This window comes from Streptomyces sp. B1866 (assembly GCF_031932565.1).
Classification (GTDB): domain Bacteria; phylum Actinomycetota; class Actinomycetes; order Streptomycetales; family Streptomycetaceae; genus Streptomyces.
The window spans coordinates 1-20,691 of record NZ_JAVSCF010000103.1 but is presented as its reverse complement, the minus strand read 5'-3'; the positions used below and the strand labels follow the sequence as shown (position 1 = coordinate 20,691).

Annotated in this window: 4 protein-coding genes; all 4 read right to left on the bottom strand. The window is 76.2% G+C overall.

Translation table 11 applies throughout. The annotated features are described in order from the left end of the window. Positions 1 to 1,907: type I polyketide synthase (locus RKE29_RS15540; RefSeq protein ID WP_312005977.1), on the bottom strand; the 1,907-nt coding region annotated here is incomplete at its 3' end. A gap of 94 nt (positions 1,908 to 2,001) precedes the next feature. Then, positions 2,002 to 7,011 carry a type I polyketide synthase gene (locus tag RKE29_RS15535; protein WP_312005976.1) on the bottom strand — a complete coding sequence of 1,670 codons (5,010 nt, stop codon included), beginning with the start codon at positions 7,009 to 7,011 and terminating at the stop codon, positions 2,002 to 2,004. Positions 7,012 to 7,106: 95 nt separating this feature from the next. Next, entirely contained in the window at positions 7,107 to 12,659 is a 5,553-nt protein-coding gene (locus RKE29_RS15530; RefSeq protein WP_312005975.1) for an SDR family NAD(P)-dependent oxidoreductase, read from the bottom strand. Between the two features lie 53 nt (positions 12,660 to 12,712). Next, entirely contained in the window at positions 12,713 to 20,680 is a 7,968-nt protein-coding gene (locus RKE29_RS15525) for a type I polyketide synthase (protein ID WP_312005974.1), read from the bottom strand. Positions 20,681 to 20,691 lie beyond the last annotated feature (11 nt).

The following is a 20,691-nucleotide window of genomic DNA, read 5'->3' as shown; positions in this document are numbered from 1 at the left end:
TCCAGCGACGGCGCGTCGTCCCCTCCACGGACGACGTCCGTCACCGACCAGCCCACGTGCGGCCGCAGGGCCTCGTCGCACTCGGCGAGCCGCGCGGCGAACACCGGCGAGGACGCAAGCAGCTCGGCGGCCATGCCCCGCCACTGCGAACCCTGACCGGGGAACACGAACGCCACCCGGGCCACGCCGGAGCGCGCCGAGCCCGTCACCACGTGCGCGGCGGGCCGGTCGCCGGCCAGCGCGGACAGGCCCGCCAGGGCGCTCTCGCGGTCGGCCGCCAGGACCACGGCGCGGTGGTCCAGGGCGCCGCGCGCCAGGGCCAGCGAGGCGCCGAGGTCGGTGGCGGAGCCCTCGGCGCCGCCGGTGACGAAGTCCGCGAGCCGCTGGGCCTGGGCGCGCAGCGCCGCGGCCGTCCGGCCGGACACCGGCCACGGCACCAGACCCGCGGCCAGGCCCGTGACCTGCTCGGCGGACGGCTCGGCGCCCTGCTCGGGAGCCGCCTCGGGGTCGTGGGCGGGGTCCTCGGCGGGAGCCTCCTCCAGGATGACGTGGGCGTTGGTGCCGCTGATGCCGAACGCCGACACGCCGGCCCGCCGCGGGCGGTCGTTCGCCGGCCAGGCGACGGGCTCGGTGAGCAGCCTCACGGTGCCCGCCGACCAGTCGACCTGCGGCGTGGGAGCGTCCACGTGCAGGGTCTCGGGCAGCAGCCCGTGCCGCAGCGCCTGCACCATCTTGATCACGCCGGCCGCCCCCGCGGCGGCCTGCGTGTGTCCGATGTTCGACTTGACCGAGCCCAGCCACAGCGGCCGGTCGGCGGGCCGCTCGGTGCCGTAGGCGGCCATCAGGGCCTGGGCCTCGATGGGGTCGCCGAGCGTGGTGCCGGTGCCGTGCGCCTCCACCGCGTCGATGTCGTCGGGCGTGAGGCGGGCGTCGGCGAGCGCGGCGGCGATGACGCGCTGCTGGGAGGGGCCGTTGGGGGCCATCAGGCCGTTGCTTGCGCCGTCCTGGTTGACGGCGGTGCCGCGGACGACGGCGAGGACCTGGTGGCCGTTGCGGCGGGCGTCCGACAGCTTCTCCAGCAGCACCACGCCGGCGCCCTCGGAGAAGCCGGTCCCGTCGGCGGCGGCGGCGAACGCCTTGCAGCGCGCGTCAGCCGCCAGCAGGCGCTGGCGGCTGAACTCGATGAACTCCATCGGACTCGGCATGATCATCGCTCCGCCGGCCACCGCCAGCGCGGACTCCCCCGCGCGCAGCGAGCGCACCGCCAGGTGCAGCGCGACGAGCGACGAGGAACACGCCGTGTCGATGGTGACCGCGGGCCCTTCCAGTCCGAAGGTGTACGACACCCGGCCGGACACGACGCTGTTGGCCGAGCCGGTCATGGTGTAGCCCTCAAGGCCGTCGGGGATGCGCTCGACGTCGGCGCCGTACCCGGTGTAGGAGGCGCCGACGAAGACGCCCGTACGGCTGCCGCGCAGCGCGAACGGGTCGATGCCGGCCTGCTCGAACGCCTCGTAGGAGGATTCCAGGATCATGCGCTGCTGCGGGTCCATGGCCAGCGCCTCGCGCGGCGAGATCCCGAACAGGCCGGCGTCGAAGTCGGCCGCGCCGCCGACGAAGCCGCCCTCGCAGGACAGCTCCTTGCCCTCCGGGTCGGTCAGGCTGATGCCCTCCAGGTCCCACCCGCGGTCGTCGGGGAACCCGGAGATGCCGTCCCTGCCGCCGGCGACCAGCTCCCACAGCTGCTCGGGGCTGTTCACCCCGCCCGGGTAGCGGCAGGCCATGCCGATGACGGCGACCGGCTCGTGGTCCCGCGCCTCGACCGAGCGCAGGCGGCGCTGGGTCTGGCGCAGGTCGGTCATCACCCTGTTGAGATAGTCGCGGAGCTTCTTCTCGTCGTTCGTCATAAAACGGACTCTCCAGAAACTGGTAGGTGAACCAGGGGGACGGTCTGGCGAGTTGGGTAAGGGAGCAACTGCCGCGGCGGCGGCCGTGCGGCTGCTACGGACTACCCAGCTCTCGGTCGATCAGGTCGAACATCTCGTCGTTGCTGACATCGGCGAACTCCGCGTCCTCGGCGTCCGGTTCGGACGCGGCCGCGGAGCCGGTCTCGCTCCACTTCCACAGCAGCTTCTCCAGGCGCCCGGCGAGCTTGGCGCGGGCCGCCTCGCCGGCGGGCGGGGCCTGTGCCAGTACCTCCTCCAGGCGGCGCAGTTCGGCGAGTCCGGGCAGCGAGCCCTCGTCGTCGCCCAGGCCCATCTCCTCCCACAGGTGCCGGGCGACGTCCTGGGGGGTGGGGAAGTCGAAGACCAGCGTGGAGGGCAGGCTGAGTCCGGTGCCGGCGCCGATGCGGTTGCGCAGTTCGACGGCCATCAGGGAGTCGAAGCCCAGCTCCCGGAACGGCCGGTGGGGGTCGATGGCGTCCTGCGCGTTCTCCTCCAGCGTCACGTGGCCCATGACGACTCCGGCGTGGGAGCGCACCAGTTGCAGGAGTTCGTGCTCCTGCTCGGCCTGGGAGAGCCCGGCCAGCCGGGTGCGCAGGCCGTCGGCGGCCTCGCCGCCGGCCGCCGGGTCGTCCGTACCGGTGTCGGCGGTGGCGGCGAGCGCCTTGACGGCGGCGGGGATCTCGGCGAACAGGGCGGTGGGGCGCTTGGCGTGGAAGCCGGGCGCGAACCGCTCCCAGCGCAGGTCGATGAGGGCGGCGGTGGCCTCGTCGCGGTCGAGTACGTGCTGGAGGGCGGCGGCGGCCGGCTCCGGCCCGATCTCGTGGATGCCCTCCAGGCGGCCGCGGGCGCCGACGTCGCCGGCGGCCATGCCGGTGCCCGCCCAGGTGCCCCAGGCGATGGAGGTTCCGGGCAGTCCCTCGGCGCGGCGGCGTTCGGCCAGCGCGTCGAGGAACGCGTTGCCCGGCGCGTAGTTGCCGAGCGCGGGCAGGCCGAAGGTGGCGCCGAAGGAGGAGCACAGGACGAAGGCGGACAGGTCCTTGTCCCGGGTCAGCTCGTCCAGGTGGACCGCGCCCCAGACCTTGACCCGCAGCACCCGGTCCATCTGCTCGGGGGTGAGCGAGTCGATGACGCCGTCGTCCAGGACCGCCGCGGAGTGGATCACGGCGGTCAGCGGGTACTCGGCCGGGATGCCGTCGATCACCTCGGCGACGGCGTCGCGGTCGGAGACGTCGCAGGCCACCAGGGAGACGCGCGCGCCGAGGCCGGTCAGCTCGGCGGCGAGGTCGGCGGCGCCGGGCGCGTCGGGTCCGCCGCGGCTGACGAGCACCAGGTGCTCGGCGCCGGCGCGGGCCAGCCAGCGGGCCAGGTGGCCGCCGATGCCGCCGGTGCCGCCGGTGATCAGCACGCTGCCCTGCGGCTTCCACTCCCGTACGACCGGGGTGTCGGCGGCCGGGGCGTGCGCCAGGCGGCGCACGTGCGCGCCGGTGCCCGGGCGGATGGCGTGGTGGTCCTCCTCGGCGGGCCCGGCCAGGGCCGCGCCGAGGGCCGCGGTGGTCTCCTCGTCCACGGTGGCCGGCAGGTCGACCAGGCCGCCCCACAGCAGCGGGTGCTCGACGGCGACCACCCGGCCGAAGCCGTGGACGTGCGCCTGGACCGGGCTGAGCAGCGGGTCGGAGGCGTCCACGGACACCGCGCCGCGGGTGGCGCACCACAGCCGGGCGCCCAGGCCCACGGCCTCGGCGGTCTCGACCAGCGCCTGGGCGAGAGCGACCGTGCCGGCCAGGCCGGCGGGCAGGGCGGGCAGGGTCGGGTGGGGGGTCTCGTCCAGGGCGAGCAGGGACAGCACGCCGCCGGGGGCGATGCCGTCGCCGGAGCCGGTGAAGGACTCGCGCAGCAGGTCGGCGAGTTCGCCGCGGCCGGCCTCGGCGGGGTCCACGACCAGCTGGTCGACCACCGCGCCGGCCCCCCGCAGGGCGTGCGCGGAGCCGAGGACCCACGGGTCGTCGGCGTACCGCCGCGGGACGACCAGCAGCCACCGGCCGCGCAGGGCCGCGGCCGCGGGCGAGGCGACGGGCCGCCACACCACCCGGTAGCGCCAGCCGTCGGCCCTCGACTGCTCGTGGCGGCGCCTGCGCCACGCCGACAGGGCGGGCAGCACGGCGCTGAGCGGCTGGTCGGCGGCGACCTCCAGCTCGGCCGCGACCCCGTCCAGGTCGCCGCGGTCCACGGCCTCCCAGAACCCGGCCTCGACCGGGTCGGCGGCCGGCCCGGCGTCCTCGGCGGCGGGCTCGGCGAGGTCGTCCAGCCAGTAGCGCTGCCGCTGGAAGGCGTACGTGGGCAGGTCGACGCGGCGGGCGCCGGTGCCCGCGTACACCGCGTGCCAGTCGATGCCGGGCAGGCCGCGCACCCAGCCTGAAGCGAGCGAGGTCAGGAACCGGTCGGGGCCGCCCTCGTCGCGGCGCAGCGTGGCGAGCGCGACGGCCGGGGCGCCGGCGTCCTCGAACGTCTCGGCCAGGCCCACCGTGAGGACGGGGTGCGCGCTGGACTCGACGAAGAAGCGGTACCCGTCGCGCAGCAGGGCGCGCACGGCGTCGTCGAACCGGACGGTCTGGCGCAGGTTGGTGACCCAGTACTCGGCGTCCAGGCCGGCGGTGTCGGCCACCTGGCCGGTGACGGTGGAGTAGAAGGGGGTGCGCGAGGAGCGGGGCTCGATGCCCTGGAGGGCGTCGAGCACCTGGTCGCGGATGGCCTCGACCTGCGCGGAGTGGGAGGCGTAGTCCACGGCGATGCGCTTGGCGCGCACCCCGTCGGCCTCGCAGGCGGCCAGCAGTTCCTCCAGCGCCGCCGGCTCGCCGGCCACCACGGTGGACCGGGGGCCGTTGACCGAGGCGACCGAGATCCGCTCGTCCCAGCGCGCCAGCCGCTCGCGTACGGCGTCGGCGGGCAGGGGCACGGACACCATGCCGCCGCGGCCCGACAGGCCCTCCGCGATCGCCTTCGCCCGCAGCGCGACCACCTTGGCCGCGTCCTGGAGCGACAGCGCTCCGGCGACCGCGGCGGCGGCGATCTCGCCCTGGCTGTGGCCGACGACGGCCGCGGGCTCCACGCCCGCCGCCCGCCACACCGCGGCCAGCGACACCATGACGGCCCACAGCGCGGACTGCACCACCACCACGTCGTCCAGCGACGGCGCGCCGTCCGCGCCGCGCACCACGTCGGTCACCGACCAGCCCACGTGCGGCCGCAGGGCCTCGTCGCACTCCGCCAGCCGCGCGGCGAACACCGGCGAGGACTGAAGCAGCCCGGCGGCCATGCCCCGCCACTGCGAGCCCTGGCCGGGGAAGACGAAGACGACCTTGCCGGAGTCCTCGGCCACGCCGGTGACCACGCCCGGCGCGGGCCGGCCCTCGGCGAGGGCGGCCAGGGCCTTGCGGGCGGTGTCGCGGTCGGCGGCGAGCACCGCGCCCCGGTGCTCCAGGGCGGACCGGGTGGTGGCCAGGGAGAAGCCCACGTCGGCCTGGGTCAGTTCGGGCCGTTCGCCGGTGAACGCGGCCAGCCGCTGGGCCTGCGCCCGCAGGGCCGCCTCGGACCGGCCCGACACCGTCCACGGCACCACGGCCGCGGTCAGCCCCGAGGGCTCCTGGTCACCGTGTTCGTCCACCGCGTCCGGCTCCGGTCCCGCCTCCTCGACGATCACATGCGCGTTGGTGCCGCTGATGCCGAACGCCGAGACGCCGGCCCGCCGCGGCCGGCCGTCCGCCGGCCAGGCGACGGGTTCGGTCAGCAGCCTGACGGCCCCGGAGGACCAGTCGACGTGCGGGGTGGGCGCGTCGACGTGCAGGGTTTTGGGCAGGGAGCCGTTGCGCAGGGCCTGCACCATCTTGATGACGCCGCCCACGCCCGCGGCCGGGCCGGAGTGGCCGATGTTGGACTTCAGGGACCCCAGCCACAGCGGCCGGCCGGCGGGCCGCTCCTTGCCGTACGCGGCGAACAGGGCCTGCGCCTCGATGGGGTCGCCCAGCGTGGTGCCGGTGCCGTGCGCCTCGACCGCGTCCACGTCGGCGGGCGTCAGCCGGGCGTTGGCCAGGGCGGCGTTGATGACCCGCTCCTGCGCCTTGTCGTTGGGCGCGGACAGGCCGTTGCTCGCACCGTCCTGGTTCAGGGCCGTGCCGCGGATGACGGCGAGCACCGGGTGGCCGTTGCGGCGGGCGTCCGACAGGCGCTCGACCAGCAGCATGCCGGCGCCCTCGGCCCAGTTGGTGCCGTCGGCGGCGGCGGCGAACGCCTTGATGCGCCCGTCGCGGGCCAGGCCCCGCTGGCGGCTGAACTCGGTGAACGCCTCGGCGGTCGGCATGACGGCCACACCGCCGGCCAGCGCCATGGCGCACTCGCCGGAGCGCAGCGCCTGGACGGCCAGGTGCAGGGCCACCAGCGAGGAGGAGCAGGCGGTCTCGACGCTGACGGCCGGGCCCTCCAGGCCGAGGGTGTAGGCGATGCGGCCGGAGGCGACGCTGGAGAGGGTGCCGGTGATCACGAAGCCCTCGACGGAGTCGGGGGTCTTCTGCAGCCGGGAGACGTACTCGGTGTGCACGATGCCGGTGAACACGCCGATGTCGGCGCCCTTCAGGGCCCGCGGGTCCAGGCCGCCGCGCTCGAACGCCTCCCAGGCGGTCTCCAGCAGCAGCCGTTGCTGGGGGTCCATGCCCAGGGCCTCGCGCGGGGTGATGCCGAAGAACGCGGGGTCGAACTCGGCGGCGTTGTGCAGGAAGCCGCCGTTGCGCACGTAGCTGGTGCCCTTGCGCTCCGGGTCCGGGTCGTACAGCGCCGCCAGGTCCCAGCCGCGGTCGCCGGGGAAGTCGCTGATCGCGTCCCGGCCCTCGTCCACCAGCCGCCACAGGTCCTCGGGGGACTCCACGCCGCCCGGGTAGCGGCAGGCCATGCCGACGATCGCGATCGGCTCGTGGGCGGCGGCCTCGGTCTCGCGCAGCCGCTGGCGGGTCTGGCTGAGATCGGCGGTGACCCGTTTGAGGTAGTCGCGGAGTTTCTCTTCGGTGCTGCTGGCCATGTGCCCCATCGCTCCTTCGAAGGCCCGTGGAAGTTCTGTGGTGTGCCCCGGGGTGCCGGGGCGGTGTCCGCACGCCTCGCGCGGCGGCGCCCGCGTCAGGGGGCGCCCAGTTCCCTGTCGATCAGTGCGAACATCTCGTCGTCGGACGCGGAGTCGAGCGCGTCCCTGGCGATGACGCCCTCCGTACCGCCCGCGTCACCGCTCCACTTCCACAGCAGTGCCTCCAGTCGCTTGGTGATCTTGTCGCGTGTCTCGTCGTCGGGGGCCAGGACGGCCAGGTTGGCCTCCAGTTGCTCCAGCTCGCCGAAGACGGGCAGGTCCGCGCCGTCCTGGCCGGGCTGGATCTCGTCCAGCAGGAAGCGCACCAGGGCCGTCGGCGTGGGGTAGGTGAACACGAGCGTGGCCGGCAGCTGGAGGCCGGTCGCCGCGCGCAGCCGGTTGCGCAGTTCGACGGCGGTGAGCGAGTCGAAGCCGAGGTCCTTGAACGCCCGGTCGGCGGCCACGTCGTCGGCGGTGGCGTGCCGCAGCACGGCGGCCACCTCCGAGCGCAGCAGCTCCAGCAGGATCCGCTCCTGGTCGCCGCGCTCCTGGCCGGCCAGGCGGCGGACCAGCTCGGTGGTGGCCGGCTGGTCGGCCCCGCCGGCGGCGGCGCGCCGCGCCGGGGCCCGTACGAGGTCCCGCAGCGCGCCGGGCAGGGCGCCCGCGGCGGCCGCGGCGGCCAGCGCCGGGAGGTCCAGGCGTACGGGCACGGCGACCGGGTCGCCGCCGCGCAGGGCCGCGTCGAACAGCGCGAGCCCCTCCGCGTGCGCCAGGGGCAGCACGCCGGTGCCCTGCGCGGGAGCGCCCTGCGCGGTGTCCCACGGTCCCCAGGCCAGGGACACGGCGGGCAGGCCGGCCGCGCGGCGGGCCGCGGCGAGGGCGTCGACGAAGGCGCCGGCCGCGGCGAGGTTGCCCTGGCCGGCGTTGCCGAGCGTGCCGGCCGCCGAGGAGAACAGGACGAACGCGGCGAGGTCCGCCTCGCGGGTCAGCTCGTGCAGGGCCACGGCCGTGTCGGCCTTGGCCCGCAGCACGCCGGTGACCTGCTCGGGCGTCAGGGAGCCGAGCAGCCCGTCGTCCACCGTGCCGGCCGCGTGCACCACGGCGCCCAGCGGGTGCCCGGCGGGGATGCCGGCCAGCAGCGCGGCCAGCGCGTCGCGGTCGGCCGCGTCGCAGGCGGCGACGGTCACCGACGCGCCGGCGGCGGTCAGGTCGGCGGCCAGGTCGGCGGCGCCGGGGGCCTGCTCGCCGCGGCGGCCGGCCAGCAGCAGGTGCCGTACGCCGTGTTCGGCGACCAGGTGCCGGGCGACCAGGGAGCCGAGGGCGCCGGTGCCGCCGGTGACCAGCACCGTGCGGTCGGGGTCCCAGGGCGCCGCCGCGCCGGCCGGGGCCGCGGCGGTACGGGCCAGGCGGGGCACCAGGGCGGCGCCCTCGCGCAGGGCGACCTGCGGCTCGCCGGCGGCGAGCGCGGCGGCGACGGCTCCGGGGAGCGCGGCGCGGGACTCCTCGCGGCCGTCGGTGTCCACCAGCAGGAACCGGCCGGGGCTCTCGGCCTGCGCGGCCCGCACCAGTCCCCACAGGGGCGCGTGGGCCAGGTCGGTGACGTCCTCGCCGTCGCGGGCGGCGACCGCGCCGCGGGTGACCACCACCAGCGGCCCGGTGGGCTCGCCGGTCTGCCGGTCGCGCAGCAGGGGCAGGGCGCCGAGCACCGCCGCGCGGACCCGGTCGGCCAGGCCGGTGCCCGCGTCGACGGCGGGGCCGTAGGACACCAGGACCGGTCCGGGCTGTCCCGGCCCGGCCGGGGCCAGGTCGAGCGCGGCGGCGAGCTTGAGGTCGTCGGGGTCCAGCACGCTCCAGTCGCTGGTGTCCGCGGGGCCCGCGGGCAGCGGCAGCGGGGTCCAGGCCAGGCGGAACAGGGCGTCCCGGGCGGTGTCCCCGGCGGCGCGCACCTGCTGGGCCGTCAGGGGCCGGTGGGTGACGGACGCCAGCGAGGCGACGGGGGCGCCGGAGGGGTCCCAGGCGGTGACCGCCACGGCGTCCTCGCCGGCCGGGCGCAGCCGCACCCGCAGGCCGGTGGCGCCGACGGCGTGCAGCGCCGCTCCGGCCACGGTGCCCGGGAGCCACACCCTGCCGTCGCCGAGCCGGTCCAGCAGGGCCGGGTGGAGGGCGGCGTCGAGCAGGGCCGGGTGCAGGCCGAACCGGCCGGCGTCGGCGGCCTGCTCGTCGTCCAGCGCGACCTCCGCGTACGTCTCCTCGCCGGCCCGCCACGCGGCGCGCAGGCCCTGGTAGGCGGGCCCGTAGCCGTGGCCGGCCGCGGCGGCCCGCTCGTAGAAGCCGTCCACGGCGACCGGCTGGGCGCCCGCGGGCGGCCAGGCGGCGGGCGGCGCCTCGGGCCCGTCCGCGGCGGGGGCGAGGACGCCGGAGGCGTGCAGGGTCCAGGGCGCGTCGGCGGCGTCCTGCGGCCGGGCGTGGACGCGCAGGCTCCGGCGGCCGTCCTCGCCGGGCGCGCCGACGGACACCTGGACGAGCGCGGCGGACCGCTCGGGCAGCGCCAGCGGCGCGGTCACGGTCAGCTCGGCCACCTGCCCGCCGCCCGCCTCGCGGGCGGCGGCCCAGGCCAGTTCGGCCCAGGTCGTCGCGTCGGCCAGGACGGTTCCCCAGGCGGCGTGGTCGGCCAGCCACGGCTGGGCGGCGGGGGCCAGACGGCCGGTCAGCAGCAGGCCACCGTCGGCGGCCACCTCGACGGCCGCGCCCAGCAGCGGGTGGCCGGTGGCGCCGAGGCCGAGCTGCGCGGGGTCGGCCGCGGCGGCGGCGCCGGCCTCCAGCCAGTAGCGCTCGCGCTGGAAGGCGTACGTGGGCAGGTCCACGCGCCGGGCGCCGGTGCCGGCGAGCACCTGCTCCCAGCCGACCGGCAGACCGCGTACGTAGCCTTCGGCCAGCGAGGCCAGGAACCGCTCCGGGCCGCCCTCCTCGCGGCGCAGGGTGCCCAGCGCCACGGCGTCGCTGCCGGCGGCCTCGAACGTCTCGGCCAGGCCGACCGTGAGGACGGGGTGCGCGCTGGACTCGACGAAGAAGCCGAACCCGTCGTCCAGCAGGGCCCGTACGGTCTCGTGGAACCGCACCTCCTGCCGCAGGTTGGTGTACCAGTACTCGGCGTCCAGGCCGGAGGTGTCCAGGACGCCGCCGGTCACGGTCGAGTAGAAGGGGATGTCGCCCGCGCGCGGCTGGATGCCCTGGAGGGCGCCGAGCACCTGCTCGCGGATGGCCTCGACCTGCGCGGAGTGGGAGGCGTAGTCCACGGCGATGCGCTTGGCGCGCACCCCGTCGGCCTCGCAGGCGGCCAGCAGCTCGTCCAGCGCCGCCACCTCGCCGGCCACCACGGTCGAGGACGAGCCGTTGACCGAGGCCACGGAGATCCGCTCGTCCCACGGGGCCAGCCGCTCGCGTACGGCGTCGGCGGGCAGGGGCACGGACACCATGCCGCCGCGGCCCGACAGGCCCTCCGCGATGGCCTTCGCCCGCAGGGCCACCACCTTGGCCGCGTCCTGGAGCGACAGGGCTCCGGCGACCGCGGCGGCGGCGATCTCGCCCTGGCTGTGGCCGACGACGGCCGCGGGCTCCACGCCCGCCGCCCGCCACACCGCGGCCAGGGAGACCATGACGGCCCACAGCGAGGACTGCACGGCGACGACGTCCTCCAGCCACGACCCGTCGTCGTCGCCGCGCACCACGTCCAGCACCGACCAGTCCACGTACGGGCGCAGGGCCGCGTCGCACTCGGCCAGCCGCGCGGCGAACACCGGAGAGGCCTGAAGCAGCCCGGCGGCCATGCCCCGCCACTGCGAGCCCTGGCCGGGGAAGACGAAGACGACCTGACCGGTCAGGCCGGTGCCGGCGTCGTCGACGGCCGCCACGCCGCGCAGCACGCCCGCCGCGGACTCGCCCGCGGCCAGCGCGGCCAGGCCCGCCAGGGCGCCCTCCCGGTCGGCCGCCAGGACCACGCCGCGGTGTTCGAGCGCGGCGCGCGTGGTGGCCAGCGAGTAGCCCACGTCCGGCAGCGCCAGGTCCGTGACGCCGCCGGCGAAGGCCGCCAGCCGCTGCCCCTGCGCGCGCAGGGCCGCCTCGGACCGGCCCGACACCACCCAGGGCACCACGGCCCCGGTCAGGCCGGTGGCCGGAGCCTGGCCGGCCTCGGCGGGCGCCTCGGCCTCGGCCTCCGGCTCGGCTGGTGCCTCTTCCAGGATCACGTGCGTGTTGGTGCCGCTGATGCCGAACGCCGAGACGCCGGCCCGGCGCGCCCGGTCCCCGCCCGGCCACTCCACCGGCTCGGTCAGCAGCCGCACCGCGCCCGAGGACCAGTCCACGTGCGGGGTCGGCTCGTCCACGTGCAGGGTGCGCGGCAGCAGGCCGTTGCGCATGGCCTGCACCATCTTGATGATGCCGGCCACGCCCGCGGCGGCGGAGGTGTGGCCCATGTTGGACTTCACCGAGCCCAGCCACAGCGGCCGGTCGGCGGGGCGGCGCTGCCCGTAGACGGCCAGCAGCGCGTGCGCCTCGATGGGGTCGCCGAGGTTGGTGCCCGTGCCGTGCGCCTCGACCACGTCGATCTGGTCGGCCGAGACCTTCGCGCTGCGCAGGGCGGCGCGGATGACCCGCTCCTGCGAGGGGCCGTTGGGGGCGGTCAGGCCGTTGCTGGCGCCGTCCTGGTTGACGGCCGAGCCGCGGACGACCGCGAGGACCCGGTGCCCGTTGCGGTGGGCGTCGGACAGCTTCTCCAGCAGCACCAGGCCCATGCCCTCGGCCGGGCCGAACCCGTCGGCGGAGGCGGCGAAGGCCCGGCACCGGCCGTCCGGGGACAGCGCGCGCTGGCGGCTCATCTCCGGGTAGCCGATGTCGGTGGACATCACGGTCACGCCGCCGGCCACGGCCAGGGTGCACTCCCCCGCGCGCAGCGCCTGCGCGGCCAGGTGCACGGCCACCAGCGACGACGAGCACGCCGCGTCGACGGTGACCGCGGGGCCCTCCAGACCGAAGGTGTAGGAGATGCGCCCGGACATGACGCTGGCGAAGTTGCCGGTGCCGTAGTAGCCCTCGATGTTCTCGGGGATGCGCGGCAGCTCCCAGCCGTAGTCCATGGAGCTGAAGCCCACGAACGTGCCGGTCGGGCTGCCCTTGAGGGACTTCGGGTCGAGCCCGGCCCGCTCGAACAGCTCCCACGCGCCCTCCAGCAGCAGCCGCTGCTGGGGGTCCATGGCCAGCGCCTCGCGGGGCGAGATGCCGAAGAAGCCCGCGTCGAACCGGGTGGCGTCCTTGAGGAACGCCCCGCCGCGCACGTAGCTCCTGCCCGGCCGGGTGGGGTCGGGGTCGTAGCGGCCCTCGTTGTCCCAGCCCCGGTCGGTGGGGAACTCCCCGACCGCGTCCCGGGATTCGGCCACCAGGTCCCACAGGTCCTCGGGGGACTCCACGCCGCCCGGGTAGCGGCAGGCCATGCCGGCGATCGCGATCGGCTCGGTGGCCGCCGCCTCGACCTCGCGCAGCCGGCGCTGCGCCTGGCGCAGGTCACCCGTGGCCCTCTTGAGGTACGCGAGCAGTTTCTCTTCGTTCTCCGCCATTGCCTCTAATTCCCCAGTCGCGCGTCGAGACCGTCCTGTGGCCAGGTCACGGGTCAGGAGTCTCCGAATTCCCGGTCGAGCATTTCGAACATTTCCTCCGCCGACGCCGATTCGAGGTCGTCCTCGCTCTCGGCGGCGTCCCGCGCCGTTCCCCGGGCCTCGTCGCGGCCGTCCCGGAGCTTCCACACCAGGGCCTCCAGGCGCTCCACGACCTTCGCCGTGCTCTCGCCGTCGCCCAGCAGCCCGTCGAGCGAGCTCTCCAGCGCGTCCAGCTCGCCGAGCACCGCCTCGGACGCTCCCGCCGCCTCCGGCACGATCTGGCCGCGTACGTACGTGGCCAGCGCCGCGGGCGTCGGGTGGTCGAACACCAGGCTGGCCGGGAGCTTCAGCCCGGTCGCCGCGTTCAGCCGGTTGCGCAGCTCCACCGACGTCAGCGAGTCGAAGCCCAGCTCCTTGAACGCCAGGCCCGCCTGGATGCCGTCGGAGGAGGCGTGCTGCAGCACGGCCGCCACCTCGGTGCGCACCAGCTCCAGCACCACCTTGAGCTGTTCGTGCTCCGGCAGCCCGGCCAGCCGTCCGGCGAACGCCGCCCCGGCCGCGGCCTCCTCCGCCTCCGCACCCGCCTGGCTCGCCTGGAGCGCCGTGCGCACCTCGGGCAGTTCGGCGATCAGCGGGCTGGGCCGCAGCGCGGTGAAGCCGAGCACGAACCGTTCCCACTCGACGTCGGCCACGGCCACGAACGCCTCGTCGTGCTCCACGGACTGCACCATGGTGGCGATCGCCAGCTCCGGCGCCATCTCCACCATGCCGCGCCGGCCCATGTACTCGGCGGCCCCGTCGAGCGCCATCATGCCGCCGCCGCCCCAGGCGCCCCACGCGATGGACGTCGCGGTGCGCCCGCGGGCCCGCCGCTGTTGCGCGAACGCGTCGAGGAACGCGTTGCCCGCCGCGTACACGGCCTGGCCGCCGCTGCCCCACACGGCCGCGTTGGACGAGAAGAGCACGAAGGCGTCCAGCGGCGTGTCGCCGAGCACGTCGTCCAGGTGCGCCGCGCCCGCGACCTTCCCGGAGGTGATGTCCGCGAAGTCCGCCAGCGTGGTGTCCGTGACCGGCACATACGTCTGGGCGACGCCCGCGGTGTGGATCACGGCGGTGAGCGGGTGCTCCTCGGGAACCGCGGCGGCCACGGCCGCCACCGACGCGCGGTCGGCCATGTCGCAGGCCGCGACGGTCACCTGGGCGCCCAGCTCGGTCAGCTCGGCGCTCAGCTCCGCGGCGCCGGGCGCGTCGGGGCCGCGCCGGCTGGTCAGCAGCAGGTGCCGCGCGCCGTTCCGCGCGAACCACCGGGCCACGTGGGCGCCGATGCCGCCCGTGCCGCCGGTGACCAGCACCGTGCCGGCCGGGTTCCACTCGCGCACCGCCGGCTCGCCGTCCAGCGGGGCCCGTACCAGCCTGCGCGCGTACGTACCGGAGGCGCGCACCGCGATCTGGTCCTCGTCGCGGCCGTCGCCGAGACCGGACAGCGCGGCGGCCACGCGGGCGACCGCGTCGTCGTCCACCGCCTCGGGCAGGTCCAGCAGGCCGCCCCACCGCCCCGGCTGCTCCAGGGCGACCACCCGGCCCAGGCCCCACGCCTGCGCCTGCTCCGGGCTGACCCGCGGGTCGTCCGGCTGGCCGGCCAGTACGCCGCCCCGGGTCGCCACCCACAGCGGGCCCGCCGCCTCGACGTCCGCCAGGGCCTGCGTGAGGGCCAGCGTGGCGGCCGCGCCGACGGGCACGGCGGAGTGGTCGGGGTGCGGGCTCTCGTCCAGCGCGAGCAGCGACAGCACGCCGCCGCCCGGCTGGGCGCCGTCGCCGACCGCGCCCGGCAGCTCCTCCCGCAGCAGGTCGGCCAGGGCGGCCCGGTCGGTGCCGGCCGGGTCCACGGCCACCCGCCGCACCTCGGCGCCGTGCTCGGCCAGGGCGCGCTCGGCGCCGTCGGCCCACGGGTCGCCGGCCAGGCCCGCCGGGACCAGCAGCAGCCAGCGGCCCGAGAGGGACACGGCGGGCGGCGGGGTGACGGGCCGCCAGACGACGCGGTAGCGCCACCGGTCGGCCTTCGACTGGTCGCGGCGGCGCTTGCGCCACGAGGACAGGGCGGGCAGCACCGCGCTGAGCGGGTCGGCGTCGACCTCCAGCTCGGCCGCGACCGCGTCCAGCTCGCCGCGCTCGACCTTGCTCCAGAACTCGGCCTCGACCGCGTCCACGGCACCGGCGACGGCGTCGATGTCCGCGGAGACCGCGAGGTCGTCCAGCCAGTAGCGCTGGCGCTGGAAGGCGTACGTCGGCAACTCGGCCGACTCCGCGCTCGTACCGGCGAACAGGCCCTTCCAGTCCACTCCCGGCAGACCCCGCACCCAGCCCTCGGCCAACGAGGCCAGGAACCGGGCCGGACCACCCTCGTCACGGCGCAGCGACCCCACCGCCACCGCCTCGGTCTCCGCATCCTCCGCCGTCGCCAGCACACCCGTCGCCAGCACCGGATGCGCACTCGACTCGATGAAGAACCGGAACCCGTCGGCGAGAAGAGCCCGCACGGTCCCCTCGAAGTCCACCGGCTGCCGCGCGTTGTCGAACCAGTACTCCGCCGTCAACTCCTGCGTGTCCTTCTGAGACGCGGTGACCGTCGAATAGAACGGCACACTGCCCTTCACCGGAGTGATGTCCGCGAACAGCTCCAGGATCTCCCCGCGCAGCGGGTCCACCTGCGCGCAGTGCGACGCCACCGTGGAACCGACAACCCGCGCCCGGATCTCCGCCGCCTGGCACTCCGCGACGAACTCCTCCAACGCCGGAACATCACCCGCCACCGTCACCAGGCCCGGACCGTTACGCCCGGCGATCGCCAGCCGGCCCTCCCACCGCGACAACCGCTCCTCCACCACACCAGCCGACAACGCGACGGAGGCCACCGCACCATTGCCCACCAGCTCACGGGCGAACAGCGCACTACGCAACACGATCAGCTTCGCCGCGTCCTCCAGCGACAGCGCCCCGGCCACGCACGCGGCCGCGATCTCACCCTGACTGTGACCCACCACGGCAGCCGGCTGCACACCCGCCGCCTGCCACACCGCGGCCAGCGACACGTTCACCGCGAACAGCACCGGCTGCAAGATCTCGATCCGCTCCGGCGACGGAGCGCCCGGCACCTGCCGCAGCACATCCACCACCGACCAGTCCACCAACCGGCCCACCGCCGCATCCACCTCGGCCAGACGCGCCGCGAACACCGGCGAAGAGTCCAGCAGCTCAGCGGCCATACCCCGCCACTGCGAACCCTGGCCCGGGAAGACGAACACCACCCGGCCCCGCACATCCGCCGCACCCGACACCACACCCGCCGCCGGCACACCCTCCGCCAACGCCGACAGACCCGCCACACCCGCCTCACGACCCGCCGCCAGCACCACCGCACGGTGCTCCAACACCGCACGCGACGCCACCAGGGAGTACCCGAGGTCGGCCGCCGTCGGCTCGGCGCGCTCCGCGGCGAACGCGGCCAGCCTCTGGCCCTGCGCCCGCAGCGCCGCCTCCGACCTGCCGGACACCACCCACGGCACCGTCTCGCCGACGAGGCCGGGGCCCTCGGGCGCGGCCGCGGGCTGCTCGGTCCGGTCCTCCCGGTCCTCGGCGGGCGGCGCGGGCGGTTCTTCCAGGATGACGTGCGCGTTCGTACCGCTGATACCGAAGGAGGACACCGCGGCGCGGCGCGGCCGGCCGTCCGGGTCCCACGCCACCGGCTCGGTCAGCAGCTTCACGGTGCCCGGCGACCAGTCGACCTCGGGCGAGGGCTCGTCGGCGTGCAGGGTGCTGGGCAGCAGCCCGTGCCGCAGCGCCATCACCATCTTGATCAGGCCCGCGGCGCCCGCGGCGGCCTGGGTGTGGCCGATGTTCGACTTGATGGAGCCGAGCCACAGCGGGTTGTCGGCGGAGCGGCCCCGTCCGTAGGTGGCCAGCAGCGCCTGGGCCTCGATCGGGTCGCCGAGGTTGGTGCCGGTGCCGTGCGCCTCGACCGCGTCGACCTGGTCGGGCGCCAGGCCCGCGTTGGCCAGCGCGGCGCGGATGACGCGCTGCTGGGACGGGCCGTTGGGGGCGGTGAGGCCGTTGCTGGCGCCGTCCTGGTTGGTGGCGCTGCCGCGGATCACCGCGAGCACCTGGTGCCCGTTGCGCCGCGCGTCGGACAGCCGCTCCACCAGGAGTGTGCCGACGCCCTCGGAGAAGCCGGTGCCGTCGGCGGCCGCGGAGAACGCCTTGCAGCGGCCGTCGGGCGACAGCACCCGCTGCCGGCTGAACTCCACGAAGCCGAACGGGCTCGGCATGACCGTGACGCCGCCGACCAGGGCCAGCGTGCACTCGCCCGAGCGCAGCGCCTGGGCGGCCAGGTGCAGGGCGACCAGCGACGACGAGCAGGCCGTGTCGACGGTGATCGCCGGCCCTTCGAGGCCGAAGACGTACGACACGCGGCCGGATATGACGCTCAGCACGTTGCCCGTGACCGAGTAGCCCTCCACGCTCTGCTGGAGCTTGGGGTCCTGGCCGTAGCCGGTGGAGACGGCGCCGATGAACACGCCGGTCTGGCTGCCGCGCAGGGTCGCCACGTCGATGCCCGCGCGCTCGAAGACCTCCCAGGAGGATTCGAGGATCACGCGCTGCTGCGGGTCCATGCCCAGCGCCTCGCGCGGCGAGATGCCGAACAGGCTGGAGTCGAAGCGGGTGGCGTCCCGCAGGAACCCGCCCTCGCGGGCGTAGCTCTTGCCGGAGCGCTCCGGGTCCGGGTCGTACAGCCGCTCCAGGTCCCAGCCGCGGTCGGTGGGGAAGCCGCCGACGGCGTCCCGGCCCGCGGCCACCAGGTCCCACAGCTGTTCCGGCGAGTCGGCGTCGCCCGGGAAGCGGCAGGCCATGGCCACGATCACTACGGGGTCGTCGTCGGCCGCGGCCGTGACCGGCACCGGCACGCCCGGCGCGGTCCCGGTGTCGCCGCCGAGGACCAGTTCCGTCAGCAGGTGGGCGGCGAGTGCCTTCGGGGTGGGGTGGTCGAAGATCAGGGTGGCGGGCAGCCGCAGGCCGGTGGCCGCGTTCAGGCGGTTGCGCAGCTCCACGGCCGTCAGCGAGTCGAAGCCCAGCTCCTTGAAGGCGCGCTCCGGCTCCACCGACGCGGCCGAGCCGTGTCCCAGCACCGTGGCCACGTGGGTGCGCACCACGTCCAGCAGCGCGTCCGCGCGCTCGCCCTCCGGCAGCGCCGAGAGCCGCTGGGCCAGGGCCGAACCGCCCGCGCCCGCCGCGGCCTGGGCGGCCTGGGCGCGGCGCACCGGCCGGGCGCCGGCCAGGCCGCGCGCCAGGGCCTGGACGACCTCGCCGCCGTTCGCGGCCCAGGCGGCCACGTCGATGCGGGAGGTGACCACCAGCGGCTCGTCCACGGACCGGCCGGCGTCGAACAGCGCCAGGCCCTCCTCGGAGGACATCGGCACGATTCCGGAGCGGGTCATGCGGGCGAGGTCCGCCGCGTCGAGCCGGCCGGTGAGGTCGCTGGCCTGCTCCCAGTGGCCCCACGCCAGGGACACGGCCGGCAGGCCCTGGGCCCGGCGGTGGGCGGCCAGCGCGTCCAGGAAGGTGTTGGCGGCCGCGTAGTTGGCCTGCCCAGGGCTGCCGAGCGGGCCGGCGAGCGACGAGTAGAGCACGAAGGCCGCCAGGTCGGCGTCGCGGGTCAGCTCGTGCAGGTTCCACGCCGCATCGGCCTTGGGCCGCAGCACGGCCGCCAGCCGCTCGGGGGTGAGCGAGCCGATGAGCCCGTCGTCCAGCGCGCCGGCCGCGTGTACCACGGCGGTCAGCGGCCGGTCGGCGGGGATGCCGGCCAGGACCGCGGCCAACGCCTCCCGGTCGGCCGCGTCGCAGGCCACCACGTCCACGGACGCGCCGGCCTCGGCCAGTTCGGCGGTCAACTCGGCGGCGCCCGCGGCCTGCGGGCCGCGGCGGCTGGTGAGGACCAGGTTGCGTACGCCGTGCTCGGCCACCAGGTGGCGGGCGAGCAGCCCGCCGAGGGTGCCGGTGCCGCCGGTGACCAGCACGGTGCCCGCCGGGTCCAGCGGGCGCGGCAGGGTCAGCGCCATCTTGCCGATGTGCCTGGCCTGGCTCATGAAGCGCAGCGCCTCCGGCGCCCGCCGCACGTCCCACGCCCGTACCGGCAGCGGTTGGAGCACGCCGCTGTCGAAGAGCCGCACCAGCTCGGTCAGGATCTCGCCGAGCCGGTCCTTGGAGATCTCGGTGAGGGCGTACGGGTGGTAGGTGACGCCGGGGTGGTCGGCGGCGATGACCTCGGGGTCGCGGATGTCGGTCTTGCCCATCTCCAGGAACCGGCCGCCGCGCGGCAGCAGCCGCAGCGACGCGTCCACGAACTCCTTCGCGAGGGAGTCCAGGACCACGTCCACACCACGCCCGCCGGTGACCGCCAGGAACTTCTCCTCGAAGTCCAGCGTCCGCGACGACGCGATGTGCTCCTCGTCGAAGCCCATCGACCGCAGCGTGTCCCACTTGCCCTCACTGGCCGTCGCGAACACCTCCGCACCCCAGTACCGGGCCAGCTGCACCGCCGCCATACCCACACCGCCCGTCGCCGCGTGGATGAGGATCGACTCGCCCTCCGCCAGGTGCGCCAGGTCCTCCAGGCCGAAGTAGGCGGTGAGGAAGACGACGGGGATCGCCGCGGCCTGCTCGTACGTCCAGCCCTCGGGGACGGGCGCGATCAGCCGCCGGTCCACCACGGACACCGGGCCGAAGGACTCGGGCAGCAGGCCCATGACCCGGTCGCCGACCGCGAACCCGGTCACGCCGGGGCCGACCTCGGTGACCACGCCCGCGCCCTCGGTGCCCATGTAGGCGTCGGCGTCGGGGTACATGCCCAGGCCGATGAGTACGTCGCGGAAGTTGACGCCGCCCGCGCGTACGGACACCCGGACCTGCCCCTCGGCCAGCGGCTCAAGGACGTGCGGGGCGGGCAGCAGCGCGATGTTCTCCAGCGTGCCCGCGCCGGTGGTCGCCAGCCGCCAGGCGGGCGCGCCGACCGGGGGCACCAGCGCCCCGCCGCCGTCGGCCGCCCGCGCGAACCGCGGCGCCAGCAGCGCGCCCTCGCGGATCGCGAGCTGCGGCTCCTCGGCCGTCCGGGCCGTGGCGACGGCCGCCGCCAGGGCGTCCCGGGAGGCGTCGTGGCCGTCGAGGTCCACCAGCAGGAAGCGGCCGGGGTTCTCGGCCTGCGCGGTGCGCACCAGGCCCCACAGGCCGGCGTGCGCCAGGTCGGCCACGTCCTCGCCCGTACGAGCGGACACCGCACCCCGCGTCACCACCACCAGCCGCGACGACCCCAGCCGGGACTCCGCCAGCCACCCCTGCACCAGGCCCAGCGCCTCCGCCGTCACCGCGTGCACCGCCGCCACCGGGCCACCCGCCGCCGCGGACGCGAAGGACGCGAACACGAACTCCGGCGCCTGCCCGCTCTGCTCCACCGCCGCCGCCAGCGCGTCGACGGTCGGGTGGCCGTCCCCGAGGGAGGCGAGCGCGCCCAGGTGGTCGGTGCCCAGCACGGCGTACGTGCCGGTACCGTCCGCGGCCGCCGACAGGGCGGTCCAGTCGATACGGAACAGGGCGTCGCGGGTCGGGTCGTTGACCGCCCTCAGCTGCTCCGGCGAGATCGCCCGGAGCGCCAGCGAGCCGATCGAGGCGACCGGCGCGCCGGTGGCGTCGGCGACCGTCACCGACACGGTGTCGTCACCGGCCGGGCTCACCCGCACCCGCAGGCTGGTCGCGCCCACCGCGTGCAGCGCCACCCCGCCCCACGAGAACGGCAGCCGGAGCCGGTCCACGTCGGCGGCGGAGGCGCCGCCGAGCAGCACCACCGGGTGCAGCGCGGCGTCCAGCAGCGCCGGGTGGACGCCGAACCTCGCCGCGTCCTGCGCGTGCTCCTCGGACAGCGCGATGTCGGCGTACACGTCCTCGCCCG

What these genes read in the sequence shown, in the direction of transcription:
- RKE29_RS15535 (WP_312005976.1), bottom strand. Translation starts at nt 7,011, where the DNA reads ATGGCCAGCAGCACCGAAGAGAAACTCCGCGACTACCTCAAACGGGTC.
- RKE29_RS15530 (WP_312005975.1), bottom strand. Translation starts at nt 12,659, where the DNA reads ATGGCGGAGAACGAAGAGAAACTGCTCGCGTACCTCAAGAGGGCCACG.